The organism is Sphaerothrix gracilis Ecp01 (assembly GCF_030405905.1).
Lineage (GTDB): Bacteria > Cyanobacteriota > Cyanobacteriia > Phormidesmidales > Phormidesmidaceae > Sphaerothrix > Sphaerothrix gracilis.
In genome coordinates, this window is the sequence record NZ_JASATW010000016.1 from 34897 (window position 1) to 52621 (window position 17725).

The following is a 17725-nucleotide window of genomic DNA, read 5'->3' on the forward strand; positions in this document are numbered from 1 at the left end:
ATGAATTGCTGAAATTAGGCATGAGGCTAACTGAATCGGGCAGGTATGTTTGCTTCGTTTCCCAATTTGCTGAGCAACAACTGGCGGTTCACCCTAGCAATGAATCTCTGTCTAAATATCTATGTCTAAGTGATGGTGGATTTTATCGAAAAGCTGCAATTTGCAACTGAGATTTATCTCTAAGCTGGCTGTACGCGAACAAGATTTCTTTGAACGCTGAGGTTCAGAGCAGGAAACTACCGACAGGCCGGGCTGCTTTTCTGACAGGCAAGGTTTCACAGTCTGATTGACTGCAAACATTTGGCTCATTTGCGCGCTGATTTGCGGGCTTTCTCTTTTTCACGCTGCTTTTGGCGCTTTTCGGCGGTTTTGGCTGCTTTGGCCGCTTCGATCGCAGCTAGACGCACCTGTTCTTTCTCTTCAGCTATTTTGTCTTGATAGTAGTGATAGTCACCCCGGTACAGCCGCAGTTCGCCGTCGCGCAGCTCCACGATTTTGGTTGCCACCTGAGAGATAAAGTAGCGATCGTGGGAGACAATCAGCACCGTACCGTCATAGTGCTGCAGGGCGTTCTCCAGCATTTCCTTAGCTGGAATATCGAGGTGATTAGTCGGCTCATCTAGAATCAGCAAATTTGCAGGTCGGAGTAACATGCGAGCTAAGGCTAACCGCGCCTTTTCGCCCCCGCTCAGCGCCTTCACTGGCTTGAAGACGACATCGCCGCTGAAGAGAAACTGGCCCAGCAGCGATCGCACTTCGCCATCTTTCCAATCGGGCACCTCGTCGTGAATCGTGTTCATGACGGTCTTTTCTAGGTCAAGCGCTTCTGCCTGATTTTGCTCAAAGTAGCTGGGGATCACGTTATGTTTGCCCAAACTGACACGGCCTTCCATTGGCTGCTCAGAGCCAATCACCAGCCGCAGCAGCGTAGACTTACCCGCCCCGTTAGGGCCGACAAAAGCAATGCGATCGCCTCGCTCGATTAATAGATCTGTCCCTAAAAACAGAATTTTTTCGTCATACATGTGGCTGAGATCGTTGATCTCCACCACTTCACGACCGCTGCGGGGGGCCGGCGGAAACTTGAAGCGCAGCCCTCTGAGGTCGGTTTCGGGGGCTTCCACCAGCTCGACTTTGCTGAGCTGCTTTTCCCGGCTTTTGGCCTGAGTACTGCGCGTGGCGCTGGCCCGGAAGCGCTCTACAAAAGCCTGTTGCTTTTCCAGTTCTTTTTGCTGACGTTCGTAGGTGCTGAGCTGAGCCGCTTTGTTTTCGGCTTTTTGGGCAATGTAGGCGCTGTAGTTGCCTAGATAAGTAGTGGAGAGACCCCGCTCAGTTTCAACAATTTGGGTGCAGAGGCGATCGAGAAATTCCCGGTCGTGGGAGACGATGACCATCGGCGTGGTCAGTCCTTTAAGGTAATTCTCTAGCCACTCAATAGTTTCCAAGTCTAGGTGGTTGGTCGGCTCGTCTAGCAGCAGCAAGTCCGGAGCCTGCAGCAAGATTTTGCCCAAGCTCATCCGCATCTGCCAGCCGCCGCTGAAAGCACTCACCAAGCGATCGCCATCTTCAGCGCTAAAGCCCATTTCCGGCAAAATCTTTTCGATCCGGGCTTCCAAGCCGTAGCCGTCGAGCGCTTCAAACTGGCGCTGCAGGCGATCCATTTGCGTAATCAGCTTTTCTAGCTCATCGGGATCGGCCTGCTCCATGCGGTGGGGCATTTGGGCCAGTGCTTGCTGTACCCGGTTAGCCTCTGCAAAGACTGTCCAAAATTCTTCGCGGACGGTGCGGCTAGGGTCAACCTCAAACTCCTGAGTGAGATAGGCAATGTGGAGGCCACTCGGACGAATGACGGTACCAGAAGTCGGCTCAATCTCGCCGCTGATAATGCGCAACTGGGTTGATTTGCCAGCCCCATTGACGCCCACTAAGCCAATGCGATCGCCCGGCTTTACCTCCCAGTTGACATCTTTGAGGATTTCCCCGGTGGGATAAACTTTGCTGATATGTTCTAGGCGTAGCATAGGGGCTCAACTCTCAACAGCATGGCGATCGTCTCAAAGCAACTTTAACAAACTTCACAAGCTGCTGCTGCCAGTTGGATAAATTTTAGGTTCGGATTCAGAAGAAAGCGGCAGGCAGAACACCTCAGCCCGCTTTCCTTCTCACAGCGGCTTAGACGATAATAGAAAACCTGATATCTATTGCTTCTTGCTCATTCAGCTCGCCCTATTTTCAGAACCATGCCTAGCGCTTTTCTCGATCGCCTTCACAGTCCAGAGCGTCCCGTGATTGTCTTTGACGGTGCGACGGGAACCTCTCTGCAAGCTCAGAACCTGACAGCTGCTGATTTTGGCGGACCAGACTATGAAGGCTGCAATGAGTATTTGGTGGAAACCAAGCCGGAGGCGGTGGAAAAAGTGCATCGCGGCTTCTTGGAAGTTGGAGCCGACGTGGTTGAAACCGATACCTTCGGCGGCACTTCAATTGTGCTAGCTGAATATGATCTAGCCGATAAAGCCTACGCGCTCAATAAAAAAGCGGCAGAAATTGCCAAGCGGGTCGCGGCGGAATACTCGACGCCGGAAAAGCCGCGCTTTGTCGCCGGATCGATGGGGCCAGGAACGAAGCTGCCGACTTTAGGGCACATCGACTTCGACACCCTCAAAAATGCCTACGTGGAGCAGGTCAAGGGGCTTTATGATGGCGGCGTCGATCTGCTGATTGTGGAAACCTGCCAGGACGTGCTGCAGATCAAGGCAGCCCTGAATGCGATTGAGGAAGTGTTTCAGCAGCAGGGCGATCGCCTGCCGGTTATGGTTTCGATCACGATGGAAGTGATGGGGACGATGCTGGTGGGGACGGAAATTAGCGCGGCCCTGACCATCTTGGAGCCTTACAACATCGATATTCTGGGCCTCAACTGCGCCACCGGCCCGGACAAGATGAAGGAGCACATCAAGTATCTTGCCGAGCATTCACCCTTCACTATTTCCTGCATTCCCAATGCCGGACTGCCAGAGAATGTGGGCGGGCAGGCCCATTACCGCCTAACGCCGCTGGAGCTGCGGATGGCGCTGATGCACTTTGTCGAAGATTTGGGGGTGCAGGTGATTGGCGGCTGCTGCGGCACCCGGCCTGACCACATCCAGCAGCTCGCTGAAATGAGCCAGGATCTAAAGCCCAAGCTACGCCAAGTGGGCGATCGCCAGTCGTTTCCGCCCTACGACGGGCTTGACTATACTCCCGCCGCCGCCTCTATCTACAGCCCCCAGCCCTACGAGCAGGACAACTCATTCCTGATTGTGGGGGAACGGATCAACGCCAGCGGCTCCAAAAAGTGCCGGGAAATGCTGAATGCGGAAGACTGGGATGGCTTAGTCTCTTTGGCTAAATCCCAGGTGCGCGAAGGGGCCCATATTTTAGATGTCAACGTAGACTACGTGGGCCGCGACGGCGAAAGCGATATGCATGAGCTGGTGTCACGGCTGGTGAATAATGTCACCCTGCCGCTGATGCTGGACTCGACTGAGTGGCAGAAAATGGAAGCCGGACTGAAGGTGGCCGGCGGCAAATGCATTCTCAACTCGACTAACTACGAGGACGGCGAGGAGCGCTTTTTTAAGGTGCTAGAGCTAGCCAAGAAATACGGCGCCGGCATAGTCGTTGGCACCATTGACGAAGACGGCATGGCCCGCAGCGCTGAGAAAAAATTCGCGATCGCCCAGCGAGCCTACCGTGACGCCGTAGAATATGGCATTCCGCCCTATGAAGTTTTCTTTGATCCCTTAGCTCTACCCATTTCCACCGGCATCGAAGAAGACCGGGTTAACGGTAAAGCCACAGTGGCAGCCATTCGCCAGATTCGCCAGGATCTACCCGGCTGTCACATTCTGCTCGGCGTCTCTAATATTTCCTTTGGCCTTAACTCTGCTGCCCGCGTCACCCTCAACTCTGTCTTCCTACATGAAGCTATGTCGGTAGGGATGGACGCGGCCATCGTCAGCGCCGCTAAGATTCTGCCGCTGGCTAAAATTGAGCCAGAGCACCAACAGGTTTGCCAAGATTTAATCTACGATCGCCGTCAGTTTGAGGGGGATGTCTGCACTTACGATCCCCTGACAAAACTGACTACCCTCTTTGAAGGCAAGCAGGCCAAGCAGCTTCGCACCAGCACCGAAGATTTACCCTTAGAAGAAAAGCTAAAGCGCCACATCATCGACGGCGAGCGGATTGGGCTGGAAGAAGTGCTGGAAGAGGCGCGGCAAAAGTATCCGCCCCTCGACATCATCAATACGTTTCTGCTAGACGGCATGAAGGTGGTGGGCGATCTCTTTGGCTCCGGCCAGATGCAGCTTCCTTTTGTGCTGCAGTCAGCCCAAACCATGAAAGCGGCGGTGGCGCACCTAGAACCTTACCTGGATAAAGAGGATAGCAGCAGCGCCAAGGGCACCTTCGTCATCGCCACGGTTAAAGGGGATGTCCACGATATTGGCAAAAACCTAGTGGACATTATTCTGTCGAACAACGGCTACAAGGTCGTGAATTTGGGTATCAAGCAGCCGGTCGATAACATCATCGCGGCCTACCAGGAACATCAGGCCGACTGCATTGCCATGAGCGGTCTGCTGGTAAAATCTACCGCCTTTATGAAGGACAACCTGCAGACCTTTAACGAAGCCGGAATTACCGTACCCGTCATTCTAGGCGGTGCGGCCCTGACCCCCAAATTTGTCTACGAAGACTGCCAAAACGTCTATCAAGGTCAGGTGATTTACGGCAAAGATGCGTTCTCCGATCTGCACTTCATGGATAAGCTCATGCCCGCTAAGAGCGAGGGGCAGTGGGATGACGTGCGGGGCTTTTTGGCGGATGGAGGAGATGAGGAAGATAGAAAAGATGGGGGCGATAAAGCAGAGGGGAGAGATAAAGGAACTGCGACCAGTTCAAGCCCCCCTTCCTCACCCGCTCCATCTTCCGCACTCCCAATCGACACTCGCCGCTCTGAGGCCGTAGATCCTGCTATTCCCCGGCCTGTGCCACCGTTCTGGGGCACGAAGCTGCTGACGCCGGAGGCAATTTCTTTAGAGGCGGTGTTTGACTATCTGGATTTGCAGGCGCTGTTTGCCGGACAGTGGCAGTTTCGCAAACCGAAGGAGCAGTCGAGAGCAGAGTATGATGCCTTTCTGCAGGAGACAGTGCAGCCAATTTTGGCGGAATGGCAGCGGCGATCGCTCACGGAAGACCTGCTGCATCCTCAGGTAATTTACGGCTATTTTCCCTGTTTGGCTGAGGGCAATTCGCTGCATATTTACAGTCCGGATGCGGTCGGCGACGCAGGGGCGGGGCATGAATCATCCCAACCGCGACCGGCCCCCATCGCCACGTTTACCTTTCCGCGCCAAAAATCAATGCGGCGGTTGTGTATTGCCGATTTCTTCCTGCCGCAGGAAATGGCCCAGCCGGGACAGTTTGACGTTTTTCCCATGCAGGCGGTGACGGTGGGGGAGGTGGCAACGGAGTTTGCCCAGAAGCTATTCGCCGCCGACCAGTACACGGACTATCTGTACTATCACGGCTTGGCGGTGCAAACAGCGGAAGCCCTGGCCGAGTGGACGCACGCCCGGATTCGCCGGGAACTGGGCTACGGAGAACTAGAACCCGAAACCCTGCGGGACATCTTGCAGCAGCGCTACCAGGGATCGCGCTACAGCTTTGGCTATCCGGCCTGTCCCAACATTCAAGATCAGTTTATTCAGCTCGATCTGCTCCAGAGCGATCGCATTGGCATGTACATGGATGAGAGCGAACAGCTCTACCCGGAGCAGTCTACTACGGCAATTGTGGCCTACCATCCGACGGCAAAATATTTCAGCGCTTAGGGATTGGGCTGGCGCAGCCGTGAGTTCCTTTACCGCTTGTGACAACCCGGAAACTCTGCGGGGCTAAACGAGTTCTAATAAAGAAGAGGCCAGTCAGTGAGGCAGTCAGCGTGAAACAAAACAGCAGCATAGGGCGATCGCCTTTACTGAGAGCTTTGGGCATGGCGGCACTGAGTTTATTCTCACTGGCCGCAGCTAGGGCTACCCCTGCCTTTCAAGCCCTAGAACCGCAGCTTCATGCCGATATCAATATTTATTTTCCGGGCCGCATAGAACTTGAGCCGGTGCGGGAAGTAGTGGTGGAGTTTGTAGCGCTGGGGGATGACTGGGCCTCGGTTTATCTCAACGGTGAGCGGGTACTGGTGCAGCGCAACTTTAACCGCCGGGAGCAGCTAGTGCTGCGAGAAGGCGCTTATTATCTAGAAATTGCTGGCATTACTCGCTTCAATCCCTGGGCCGCAGGCTATTTGGATGTAGGGCGATCGCAGTCTAATATTCTGGTGGTCGTTTTCTCTAAGGAAGGCGGTATTCAGTCGGTTAGCGATCCCCTGGCCTGGATTCCTGATTTTTCAGTCCGCTAGGCAATGGCCAATTCTTACGCCTGGGTGACGCGATCGCTTGGTACGCTGCATAAAGCCCGTTGGCACCGCGCTGTTCAGCCGATAGACACTATCGGCCCGGTGATCACCCTGGCCGGACAGCCGCTGATCAACTTCGCCAGCAACGACTATCTCGGTCTTGCCAGCGATCCCCGCTTAGCCGCTGCTGCGATCGCCGCCATCCAAACCTATGGCACCAGCAGCACGGGATCCCGCCTCCTCAGCGGTCACCGCCCCCTCCACCGAGAACTAGAGCAGGCGATCGCTCAGCTCAAGCAGACAGAAGATGCGCTGGTGTTTAGCGCTGGCTATTTGGCTAACTTAGGGGCGATCGCGGCGCTGGTTGGCCCCAAAGACCTGATCCTAGCCGACCAGTACAATCACTCTAGCCTCAAAAACGGGGCTGTTCTCAGCGGTGCGACTATCAGCGAGTACCAGCACTGTCAGATGGCGGATTTGCAGGAAAAACTAGCGGCTCGACCAGCTTACCGTCGCGGCCTGATTATCACCGATAGCGTCTTCAGCATGGACGGCGATCTCTGCCCGCTGCCAGAGCTGCTGGATCTAGCTCAGCAGTACAACTGCATGGTGCTGGTGGATGAGGCTCACGGCACCGGCGTTTTAGGCCCGTCAGGAGCCGGCGGCGTGGAGCATTTTGACTGTACGGGCCGTCCGCTGGTGCAGGTGGGTACGTTGAGCAAAGCTTTGGGCAGTTTGGGCGGCTATGTGGCAGGTACGGCTGAGCTGATTGACTATCTGCGCAATCGGGCTGCTACCTGGATTTACACCACTGGCCTATCTCCCGCTGATGCCGCAGCGGCTCTGACGGCGATCGCCCTTATTCAAGCTGAACCCGAACGGCGACAGCAGCTTCAGGCCAACAGCGAGTATTTACGGCAGCAGTTGACGGCTCAGCTCCAGAAAAAGGCCCATCCTGACCTCAAGCTATTGCCCTCAGAATCAGCCATTGTCTGCCTACAGGTACCCGACGCTGCCACGGTTTTACGCTTAGGCCAGCAGCTCAGACAAGCCGGAATTTTCGCCTCAGCGGTGCGTCCCCCCACCGTAACCACCAGTCGGCTGCGCCTGACGGTAATGGCGACCCACACATTTGCTCAAATTGACCAGCTCGTGACGGCCATTGGCGAACTGCTGTAGCAGTCTACTCAGGCTATAACTGGCTCTGCGGCGCTGATGGCAACCAGGCGATCGCGCTGTTGCTGATAATCTTCATGAGTCAAGGCCGGAGTAGAGCCATCCAAGGCGATCGCCGTTTGCAGCTCAGTCCAAGAGCGACAGCCACCGTAGCTGGGATGGTAGAGAATTTCCACGATTTGGGGTAGCCGATAGACGCGCAGCAGCAAGATGTAGAGGGGCTGTTTTGGCTTCCAGTTAAAGCGTTCTGCGGCAAACTGGGGCTGCCAAATGTGAAAAGGCTGTAGAGCGGCTAGGCTACTCTCCTGGCTTGTTTGCAAGACATCGGTAATCTCGGCCCAGGCTTGTAGTGGCACTGTCGTCGGATGCCAGCCAGAGACCACAGGCTCTACCGCTGCCGCATAATCCGGCTTCAGCAAATCAGGCTTTTGATGCTCATAGGTAGGATACAAAATCACCCGTCGCTGCGGCACCGTAAACTGGCCGCCCACTTCGCGAATGCCGCCTTTGCGCAGCAGCACAATCGTATCTCCGGCGGCTAGAGCCTCCACAGCTACAGCCCATTCTTTTAGCGCAGGTTTAAGGGCAGTCATGATTTTGCCAGGTGCAAGCAACAGCTAGACACCGGCACGAAGCTAACCGAGTGTCTTAAGCCTAAGATAGCGCAAGCTTTAGCCATCCAAGTGAGCCGCTTGCCTAACAAGAATAGCCCCGACCGGAAAGGCTGTACCTGATACCTCAGGCAGACTGTAGGCTACCGTAAGGGCAGAGCTGCTGCTCTACCGCTGCAAGCAGGTTAGGACAAAGATAAGTTGGGTTGAATGCCTGTAAATAAGAGCGACTGCGGATGCCACAGGTGAGGGCGATTGTTGGGACGCCTAACGACTGTCCGGCTAGTAAATCAGCTTCGGTATCACCTACCATGCAGGCGCGACGGTGAAGAGGCTTTTGCGCCGCGATCGCCTGCTCTAGCAGCGCAGTTTTGTGTTCGCTGTGGTTGGCATAGGCTAGCTCCACCTCAGACGTACCGTAAATACCGCTAATCGCCTGCTCTAACTTAGCCTCTCGCAAAATCTGCATCACCTGAGCCGAATGACGCAGCGTAACGACCACCAAACGAATGCCATAGCGGCGAAGTAAGTAAACCGCGCGGTGCAGGCCAGCCTGCAGCGAATCTTGGTGCAGCAGGGTGGGCTGATTGACAATTTGCTGCACCCGGTTGAGGAAAAAGGGAATTTGCTCATCAGCCAGTCCAGACCAGCGGGCGATCGCCTCATCAGCAGTCCGATTCTGCTTGAGCTGCCAGAACTGCGTCTTGCTCAGGGGATTGATGGGTAAGACGATGCCTCGTGACTGATAGGCAGCCTGGGTATCGGCTAAACCAAGCTGATAGGTGCTGTAGTAGCGATCGGAGACATCGACAAAAGGGCCGTCAAAATCGCAAAAAAGGACATCGCCCGGTTTAAGGGAAAGCAATCCCGAAGGCTTGATGTAGCTCGCTTGGGTAGGTTTGAGAAGCGTTTCTCTGAGCATAGGACGCCGCGAGATTTCAAAATGTTAAGAAATGCTTTTCTACTCTAGCAATCCCGTTTTCTAAATGGGGGACTCATCGGCAGGTCTAATATTAACTGAACTAATACTTATAGGTTTTCGTTTAGTTTTCATTAATGTAATAAGGGCGTTGCTGAATCAAGGGATGAGCCTGGTGTTTGCCGGTCGTGAGCGAGACGCTCACACTCCCTCGCCTATCATCAGACAGGTTAGTGCGAACATCTTGCTCGCGTTTTAATTCGTACCCAAAATCAGCAATACCGTAATAAATGCGGTATGCAGCTAAGCAGACTCTCGCTCTAGCAGCAGCGTCACCGGTCCATCATTCTCGATTGCAACCTGCATCATGGCCCCAAACTGCCCAGTTTCTACACGCAAACCGCTCTGCCGCAGCTTGTGCACAAATAGCTCATACAGAGCCGCTGCTGCCGTCGGGGCCGCCGCCTGATCAAATGAGGGCCGCCGCCCTTTGCGACAGTCCCCGTACAGCGTAAATTGACTGACCACTAGCAGTTCTCCCTCAATATCCTGAACCGACTGTGTCCAGCGTCCAGTCGAAGTATCAGGAAACAGGCGCAGGTCTAAGCATTTGCGTACCATCCAGTCGAGTTCAGCTTCAGTGTCAGTCGCAGCAATTCCCACCAGCAAATTTAGTCCCAGCCCAATCCGGCCTACCACTTCGCCCTCAACCTCAACCTGCGAGGACTTGACCCGCTGTATCACCACCCGCATAGACTTAAGCTGGCTAATTCGCTAAACACTGTCGTACCTTGACCGCTGCGGCCTCAGCCTCAGTAGGCGCAGGTGGCTTTTGCAAGGCCCGAAAGACCTGCAGCTCCAGTCCGACTAAGCCCAGTTCTTCTCTAGTGCCGTAGCGCGGCTGCAGCAGAAAGTGAACATGGTGAGGCGCGTCGTCATCCCACAGATTGATATACACTCGCTTAGCCCCTAATGCTACCCGCATGGCAGTGGTGAGACGCTGCAGAAACAGGCCCAGCGAGGCCGCTTCATTGGCGCTCAAGTCGGCCAGTTCCTCACGGTGAATCTTAGTCTTGACCACAATAGCGCCAACCCCATACGGCCCTAAACAGTGGTCAGCCAGCCACCACTCGTTTTCGGCAATTACGCCGCCCGGTACTGCAACTTGTCCCTGCAGCGTTTGACAAGCGAGGCAGTTGGGATGTGAGAGAGCGCTATTTGCCAAACCCCTTACCCCGACTAGCCGACGGTACGCAAAGACAGCTATTGAGCTGTTCCCGCAGTTTGGCATGATCGAGATTTTGACCAATCAGCACAAGCTGATTTTTCGGCGTTTCGGTCCACTGGTCGTCATCGAGGGAAAAGCGCTTGCCGCTGAGGTGGAAGATATGACGCTTGGGACTTTCATCAAACCAAAGAATGCCTTTGGCGCGGAAGATACTTTCCGGCAGTTGGTTGTCTAAAAAGTACTGAAACTTACGGATAGCAAAGGGGCGATCGCTTTGGAATGACAGAGATGTGAAGCCATCAACAGCTAGGTGGTCAGAATGATGATGGTGGTGCTCATGGTCGTGGTCGTGCTCACAGTGACCGTGCTCGTGGTCGCAGTTGGCGTGGTCGTGCTCCCCGTGGCTATGGTCGTGCTCCCCGTGGCTGTGGTCATGGTCGTGATCGGCGTGAGGCTCTTGGCTAAAGTATTTATCAGACTCAAACAAGCCTACGCTTAGAATCAGCGGCAGCGGCACTTCTGACTTGACAGTGCGCAGAATCCGAGCGCCTTCCTTAACTTCACGGACTTTGACTTCCAGCAAATCTAGGTCAGCGTCGTCTACTAAATCAGCTTTATTCAGCAACAGGATGTCGCCATAGGCAATCTGATTGTAAGCCGCCTGACTGTTGAACAAGTCGAGGCTGTAGTTCTCGGCGTCTACCACGGTGACAATGGAGTCGAGTCGAGTCAGATCGCGCAGTTCAGTGCCGAGAAAGGTAAGCGCGATCGGTAGGGGATCAGCCAGTCCGGTGGTTTCGACCACGAGGTAATCAATTTTGTCTTTGCGCTCTAGCACTTTGTAAACGGCTTCGAGCAGATCGTTGTTGATGGTGCAGCAGATACAGCCGTTGCTTAGCTCTACCATCGTGTCATCACCGCCTTCGGGGGTGATCAGCAGGTCATTATCAATGCCAATCTCGCCAAACTCATTGACTAAGACAGCCGTTTTCAACCCTTCCTGATTAGACAGAATATGGTTGAGCAGAGTCGTCTTGCCGCTGCCTAAAAAGCCAGTGATGATGGTGACGGGCAAACCGTGCTTAGTATCGTCCATCTGAGCGGGGGCGGTGGGAGTGGCGATCGAAGACATAGACTGAGCTTAGATAATGTGACAACAACGGCGGCTCTGCCAGTGTATCGTCACCGTAGAAACCGCATCCCCTATTTTAACGAGTTGCTTAGAATTACGGCTGCCCCGAACTGTTTGCCGCAGAATTGTCCGCTAAGCAACCGGGCGAAATTCTAACTGATAGCGATACAGTGCCACTGGGCGATCGCCTGCTTTAAAGTAATCAGGATCCTGGGGTGATAAATAGATTGCCGTTACCTGATCCGCCGCAAATGTCACATCCTCTGTTACTGATGGCTGGGTGTAAGCCGTCGTCGTCTCCACCTCATTCAGATAGGGCTGGGGCAAACCGCGAAAAATTTGCTGAAAAATCTCTGAAGTGACAAAGCGATCGCGGCTAGGGCTTTCCGTCGCTCGCTGGGTGACGGTAGATTCTAGCTGGCGATCGCCCCGCAAAATCGTCACCTGGCGATTGGGATTGTTGGGATCTACCCTGACAGACTTGACGGCGGCTTCCCCTAAATACGCTCTGGCTAGACTTAGACCATTGAAAGCCCGATCGGAAACAATTTTAGGCGCTGAGGCGATCGCGCTGGGCACAAAGCGGCTGAGGGAACGACGGCGCTCTGGCACGAAGCGCACCTGACACACCACAGGCTGCTGCAAAAACTGCCGATTGCCTTCAAAACCAGGCGTAGTGACTTCTGGCGCTAGCGGTGCGGCCAAATCAACAAGCGTTGTGGTCATCTCCCAAGTACCCGCCATCCAATCCGGATAGGCCAAATCCCCTACTGCCGTCTGCACAGGGGGCTTGTCTGTCCAGTCAGGAAACTGGGCTAAGCGATCGCTAAGCGAGCCAGCCACCGCCTGAGCACTGCAAAACAGCCATACCAGCAGTAGCAGCGACAGCCAAATCAATTTAGGGCGCAGTCGTTTTCGGAACCAGCGGTTCATAGCGGAGATTGCGGGTATTCAGCGAGTACAGTTCAACAATAGGATATCTTTGAGAAAACTTTTGGGAACAGCCAGCAGCGGTGGATTCTGCGAACGACATTAATCAGATACTAGAGAGCTTTGCCCGTTTTGGCGTGCATTTGGGGCTAGAGCGAATTCAGCAGCTCTTGGCAAACCTGGGCAGCCCTCAAGAACGAGTGCCGATTATTCACGTAGCGGGTACCAACGGCAAAGGCTCGATCTGCGCCTATCTCTCAGCAATTCTAACGGAGGCCGGCTACCGAGTGGGACGCTACACTTCGCCCCATCTGGTGAGCTGGAGTGAACGTATCTGTGTCAATGAGCAGCCGATCGCGGCTGAGACGCTGCGATCGCGTTTAGAAACGGTCATCGCCGCGATTAATCCCCACGAATCGACTCCAACCCAGTTTGAAGTCTTCACAGCGGCAGCTTGGCTGCATTTTGCCACAGAAGCGGTAGACATTGCGGTCATCGAAGTAGGACTAGGCGGACGCCTAGATGCCACCAACGTCTGCGATCGCCCCTTAGTCAGTCTCATCACGCCGATTAGCAAAGAGCACTGGCAGCGCTTAGGGCCAACCGTGGCCGATATTGCCGGAGAAAAGGCTGGCATTTTGAAAGCCAACTGTCCTGCCGCGATCGCACCGCAGCTTCCAGAGGCGGCAGCGGTGATTCAAAAGCGTTTAGCTGACCTCGACTGTCCGGCGGTGTGGCCCCAGCCTGCGCACAAGCTTGACGGCGATTGGGCGCGATATGTCCACGATAACCTGCAGATTGACTATCCCCTATCGCTACTGGGTCAGCATCAGTTAGTGAACTCGGCACTGGCGATCGCGGCCCTGAATATTCTGCGGCAGCAGGACTGGCAGGTTTCTGACACAGCCATTCAGCAAGGCATGGCCAAGGCCCGCTGGCCCGGCAGATTGCAGTGGATTGACTGGGCAGATGCAGCCGGAACTCAGCACGAGCTACTCATTGATGGAGCGCACAATCCGGCAGCCGCAACAGCCCTCCGGCGATATGTTGATCAGATTGCCAACGGCCCGACTACCTGGGTGATGGGAATGCTAGCCACTAAAGATCATGCCGACATTTTTACGGCACTGCTGCGTCCGGGCGATCGCCTTCATCTAGTCCCCGTACCCGGCCACCTCTCTGCAGAACCGAAAGAATTGGCTGAGCTAGCGAGCACGATCTGCCCCGATTTAGCGATATGTCAAACTTTTACCGACTTATCCACGGCGCTACAGGCCACAACTCACCAGACAAACGGACTCAGAGTTTTATGTGGTTCTTTGTACCTAATTGGCAATTTTCTAGCCGATCTGACTCAGTAAGCGAGTCAACGCAAAGGTGCCTTAGGCATAGCCGTAACGCACCATTTTGCGGAGAGAGCCTTTTAGACTTGTGGCGATCGCCCTCAAAGCTCAATAACGTGGCACTGCTGGATCCACTACGCAGGAATAGGCATCAATGCCGCCCACCAGGTTTTTCACCTGGGTAAAGCCCTGACCGAGTAGCCACTGGCACATCTGCGCCGATCGCATACCGTGGTGACACATGACAACAGTTTCCGCATCGGGATCTAAGCGGACGGGTACCTGCTCGGCCCACTGATTGAACTCGCTCAGGGGCAAATGCTCAAAACCGTCTAAACGGGCGATCGCTAGCTCTTGTGCCTCCCGCACGTCAATTAGCTGTAAGCTCTCCCCGGCGGCCAGTCGCTGCGCCAGAGTTTCCACATCAATCTGTCCCATGCTTGCCGGAGCTGTCATCGCTGTCCTATCCGTCGCAGTTCATTTCAAATCTAACAGTCCCTGCTCTTTCAGCTTGGGATTGAAGCGCAAGTCCATTTGTACCCCGCGCTGCTTCAGTGTTTCCAGGATTTCAGCCTCTACCCGCCGCGATACCTTTTTCAACAGCTTAATTTGGCCTAGCTCATCGGTTTGGGCAAACTGCTGCTTTTCCGCTGCAGTCATAGCAGGTTTGGCATCAATCGGCTGGTTCCAGCGATCGCTTTCGGCGGCATTCCCCACCGGCATCTCACCGTTTTCCTTAATCCAGGCGTCCTGAATTCCTTCCAAGAGAGTACGGCTGGGGCGATCGACGGTCTGCACTTTTATCCAGTGACAGGCCATCGGTTGACGCATGAGGTGCTGTCTCAGGCTCAGGGCTATATCGCGGGAGTAGCCCACATACTGTAAGGTCTGCGCCTGATCGAAAATGGCGTAAATACCCACTTTGCCCTGAAACTGTTCGGGAATTTGCCCCGCTTCATTGAGGTAAGGCACAGCTTCAAGATCGGCAAGGTTAGGCGTTGAGGTTTGAGAAGGCATTACTGAGTTTCAACTCGGCGATAAATGGCACAGAGACGGCTAGGCTGGAAAATTTTAGCCTTAAACATGAACGGCGGCGGTACGTTGATTAGAACGTGATCGGGAGATTCATGATACGGTTCAAACTCAGCAGGCATCCCTTTAGGGGTAGCTTCTGTGTAGGGAATAGGCTGAAAGAGCAGCCCGGTGAATTCTATCTGGTTAAATCCCGCCTGCTGGCAAACCTGCTTGAGAAAACTGGCGTCCTGCAGCAGCTCAAACAATGCCGTTTTAGCATCCGGGGCCAGGGTGAAGCGGCTGTCATAGTTTTGAACAATTTTTAGGCGAACCATGAGCAATGTGTTGTGCCTGCTTGTTCAGCCTATAGCGATTCCCAGCGGCTGTCAGCCATTGAGCGACTTTCGCCCATTAAGAATTTTGAAATTAGCCTACCTTAGTGACAAAACAACTGCGCGCACGGTGGCAATTTTCGCCAGTTATCCCCTCTTTATTACCCCTGCTTCGCTCATGCTACGCTTAAGCCTAGTACAGGTATACCCGCTATGATCCGCCTCCTGCACCTCTCCGATATCCACATGGGCAGCGGCTTCTGTCACGGACGGATCAATCCCGAAACCGGATTGAACACCCGGCTAGAGGATTTTGTCGCAACCCTCAGCCTATGCATTGATCGTGCCCTTGAAGACCCGGTTGACCTAGTTCTTTTCAGCGGCGACGCTTTCCCCGACGCTACGCCGCCACCAATTGTGCAGCAGGCATTTGCCAGTCAGTTTCGTCGCCTTGTGGATGCCGAAATTCCGACTGTTTTACTTGTCGGCAATCACGATCAGCACGCTCAGGGTACAGGCGGGGCTAGCCTCTGCATTTATCGAACGTTGGGGGTACCGGGGTTTGTGGTGGGCGATCGCCTAATGACCCACCAGATTGAAACCCGCAGCGGCGCAGTACAGATTATCACGCTGCCCTGGCTGACGCGATCGACCCTGCTAACCCGCCCTGAAACGGAAGGACTTTCAATGGCTGAGGTGAATCAGCTTTTGATCGATCGGCTGCGAGTCGCCCTAGAGGGAGAAATTCGCCGCCTCAATCCGGCCCTGCCAACAATTTTGCTGGGGCACCTAATGGCCGATACGGCCTGCTATGGCGCGGAGCGTTTTCTGGCTGCAGGCAAAGGGTTTACAGTACCTATGGCGCTGCTGACGCGGGACTGTTTTGACTATATTGCTCTAGGGCATGTCCACAAACATCAGATTTTGAGCCAGTCCCCGCTGGCGCTCTATCCCGGCAGCATTGAGCGAGTAGACTTCAGCGAAGAAAAAGAAGAGAAAGGATACGTCCTAGTATCCCTCGCACGAGGACAGGTAGCGGCTGAATTTTGTTCTCTGCCGGTACGTCCCTTTAAAACCATCAAAGCTGATTTGTCTCAGGCAAAGGAACCGCAGCAAAAGCTGCTCCAAGCGATCGCAGCGGCTGAAATTGACGAGGCGGTGGTGCGGCTGATGTATAAGCTGCGATCAGAGCAGGTCGAGCAGATCGATAACGCCGCCCTCTATGAAGCGCTCAGTGCGGCTCATACCTATACGATTCAGGCTGAATTTATCAGCCAATTAGCCCGCCCTCGGCTGCCAGAACTCAAGGCTGACAGCACTTTAGAACCCCTAGCAGCCTTACAAACCTATTTGGCTAATCGGGAAGATTTGACCGAGCTGTCGGCTGAAATGCTGGCAGCAGCCAATGCCCTGCTGATTGAGGAAGACTGCCCTGCTGCGCTCCTCGAATCGGAGACTGATGAAGTTTTGCCTGAACTGGACTTGGCTTCCCAGCAGTTGCGATTACTGTAGACGCAACACTGGCAAGCGCACTGGCAAAAAACCCTAAGATGGATTCCCAGTCAGGTGACCAGGAACCCAAAAGCGCTGACTTAGGAGCTAGCGGCCAGCGCAGCTAAAACCGTATCGTGAATAGCGCCGTTGCTCACTACCACTCCGCGATTATCCTGCATGCGATCGCTCTTAGAGAAGTCCAAAGGCTTGCCGTTCATATCGGTGACCTGGCCGCCAGCCTCTTCCACGACGAGAACACCTGCGGCGTGATCCCAAATTTTTTCGCGGTAGTCTGGTGACTTGGGTGATGGCAGTCGCAGATAGAGTGCTGCTTCTCCGGTTGCCACCGCCGCATACTTAGCCTGACTGTCCATGCGGATTGAATCTGCTGTAATACCCACTGCTTTCGCCACTGCTGACTGCTGGGACTGATCGCCGTGTCCAGATTCCACACTTTCAACAAATCGCAATCGTGCTTTGTCTGCGGTCTGCAACACCTGCACTGACTTAACGGGCTGGCCTGCAGCCGTTAGAAGCTCTGTCCCTTGACCTCTCACAGCCACCAAAACTATCCCTTGCTGACCGTCAATTTCTAAAGCAGGGCAGGCCAGTACGCCGACTTTAATATCCCCCTCCTCAATCAGCGCCAGCGCCACGGCGTACTGGTCGCCTCGCAAAAAGCCTTTCGTGCCGTCAATCGGATCGAGCGTCCAGTAGCGTGAGCTAACCTGACCGTTCCCCTGATCAATCCAGTCAGCTACTTTTTCCGGCGTCGCCGCTGGATCAATTGCCTGCACGTACTTCGTCACTTTATCTAACTGCTGGCTCATATCGGCTTGACGCAGGGTAGCCGCATCCTCTTCCCCCACCACCGGGTCATCAGGAAAAGCCTCAGCTAGGGCATGGCAAATCAGAGCCTGAGAGCCAAAGTCAGCAACTGTTACTGGGCTGCGATCCTTCTTTTCAATCGCTTCGGGCGTAATTTGCTGCCGCACTTGCTGGCAGAGCTTAGCAGCGGCGATCGCAGCTTGAACCGCAACTTGTTTTTCGGTGTCGTAGACCATGCAGCTATTTAAGTGGAGTAGTTTT

Annotated in this window: 16 protein-coding genes; 5 read left to right on the plus strand and 11 right to left on the minus strand. The window is 54.4% G+C overall.

Annotated features, from left to right (window positions below; translation table 11 throughout):
• Positions 1-305: 305 nt before the first annotated feature.
• Entirely contained in the window at positions 306-2021 is a 1716-nt protein-coding gene (locus QJQ48_RS17750; RefSeq protein WP_346292586.1) for an ABC-F family ATP-binding cassette domain-containing protein, read from the minus strand.
• Between the two features lie 219 nt (positions 2022-2240).
• Between QJQ48_RS17750 and metH the strand changes: the two genes are divergently transcribed.
• From metH to bioF, 3 genes are all read left to right on the plus strand, one after another.
• Positions 2241-5879, plus strand: coding sequence for a methionine synthase (gene metH, locus QJQ48_RS17755; protein WP_346292587.1), 3639 nt, complete (start codon positions 2241-2243; stop codon positions 5877-5879).
• A gap of 110 nt (positions 5880-5989) precedes the next feature.
• Positions 5990-6460: a hypothetical protein gene (locus QJQ48_RS17760; protein WP_346292588.1), complete on the plus strand. Its 471-nt coding sequence runs from the start codon at positions 5990-5992 to the stop codon at positions 6458-6460.
• Positions 6461-6463: 3 nt separating this feature from the next.
• Positions 6464-7636 carry an 8-amino-7-oxononanoate synthase gene (gene bioF / locus QJQ48_RS17765; RefSeq protein ID WP_346292589.1) on the plus strand — a complete coding sequence of 391 codons (1173 nt, stop codon included), beginning with the start codon at positions 6464-6466 and terminating at the stop codon, positions 7634-7636.
• Positions 7637-7644: 8 nt separating this feature from the next.
• On the opposite strand, the gene QJQ48_RS17770 is transcribed toward bioF, so the two are convergent.
• From QJQ48_RS17770 to QJQ48_RS17795, 6 genes are all read right to left on the minus strand, one after another.
• On the minus strand, positions 7645-8226 hold the full coding sequence (locus tag QJQ48_RS17770) for a DUF1802 family protein (RefSeq protein WP_346292590.1): 582 nt from the start codon (positions 8224-8226) through the stop codon (positions 7645-7647).
• 145 nt (positions 8227-8371) lie between these two features.
• Complete coding sequence (locus QJQ48_RS17775; RefSeq protein ID WP_346292591.1) at positions 8372-9166, minus strand: HAD family hydrolase; 795 nt, start codon at positions 9164-9166, stop codon at positions 8372-8374.
• A 300-nt stretch (positions 9167-9466) separates the two neighbouring features.
• The gene (gene dtd, locus QJQ48_RS17780; protein ID WP_346292592.1) at positions 9467-9916 is read right to left on the minus strand and encodes a D-aminoacyl-tRNA deacylase; all 450 of its coding nucleotides are present in this window, start codon (positions 9914-9916) and stop codon (positions 9467-9469) included.
• A gap of 13 nt (positions 9917-9929) precedes the next feature.
• The gene (locus QJQ48_RS17785; RefSeq protein ID WP_346292593.1) at positions 9930-10388 is read right to left on the minus strand and encodes an HIT family protein; all 459 of its coding nucleotides are present in this window, start codon (positions 10386-10388) and stop codon (positions 9930-9932) included.
• A complete protein-coding gene (locus QJQ48_RS17790; RefSeq protein ID WP_346292594.1) occupies positions 10378-11523 on the minus strand; it encodes a CobW family GTP-binding protein in 1146 nt (381 codons plus the stop codon). The genes QJQ48_RS17785 and QJQ48_RS17790 overlap by 11 nt, the downstream gene beginning before the upstream one ends.
• Before the next feature lie 132 nt (positions 11524-11655).
• Positions 11656-12456 carry a DUF6816 family protein gene (locus QJQ48_RS17795; protein WP_346292595.1) on the minus strand — a complete coding sequence of 267 codons (801 nt, stop codon included), beginning with the start codon at positions 12454-12456 and terminating at the stop codon, positions 11656-11658.
• A gap of 80 nt (positions 12457-12536) precedes the next feature.
• On the opposite strand from QJQ48_RS17795, the gene QJQ48_RS17800 reads away from it, so the two are divergent.
• Entirely contained in the window at positions 12537-13814 is a 1278-nt protein-coding gene (locus tag QJQ48_RS17800) for a bifunctional folylpolyglutamate synthase/dihydrofolate synthase (protein WP_346292596.1), read from the plus strand.
• Positions 13815-13904: 90 nt separating this feature from the next.
• Here the strand turns inward: QJQ48_RS17800 and QJQ48_RS17805 are convergent, their stop codons facing one another.
• The 3 genes from QJQ48_RS17805 to QJQ48_RS17815 are packed head-to-tail and all read right to left on the minus strand — an operon-like array spanning position 13905 to position 15145.
• On the minus strand, positions 13905-14252 hold the full coding sequence (locus QJQ48_RS17805) for a rhodanese-like domain-containing protein (protein WP_346292597.1): 348 nt from the start codon (positions 14250-14252) through the stop codon (positions 13905-13907).
• Between the two features lie 21 nt (positions 14253-14273).
• A complete protein-coding gene (locus tag QJQ48_RS17810; protein ID WP_346292598.1) occupies positions 14274-14813 on the minus strand; it encodes a GIY-YIG nuclease family protein in 540 nt (179 codons plus the stop codon).
• Positions 14813-15145, minus strand: a complete 333-nt coding sequence (locus QJQ48_RS17815; RefSeq protein WP_346292599.1) for a hypothetical protein — start codon at positions 15143-15145, stop codon at positions 14813-14815. Before QJQ48_RS17815 ends, QJQ48_RS17810 begins: the two co-directional genes overlap by 1 nt.
• Before the next feature lie 210 nt (positions 15146-15355).
• Here QJQ48_RS17815 and sbcD point away from each other — a divergent pair, with 210 nt between their 5' ends.
• Entirely contained in the window at positions 15356-16654 is a 1299-nt protein-coding gene (sbcD, locus tag QJQ48_RS17820) for an exonuclease subunit SbcD (RefSeq protein ID WP_346292600.1), read from the plus strand.
• A gap of 80 nt (positions 16655-16734) precedes the next feature.
• On the opposite strand, the gene QJQ48_RS17825 is transcribed toward sbcD, so the two are convergent.
• Positions 16735-17700 (minus strand): 3'(2'),5'-bisphosphate nucleotidase, encoded by a 966-nt coding sequence (locus QJQ48_RS17825; RefSeq protein WP_346292601.1) that lies wholly within the window; start codon positions 17698-17700, stop codon positions 16735-16737.
• Positions 17701-17725 lie beyond the last annotated feature (25 nt).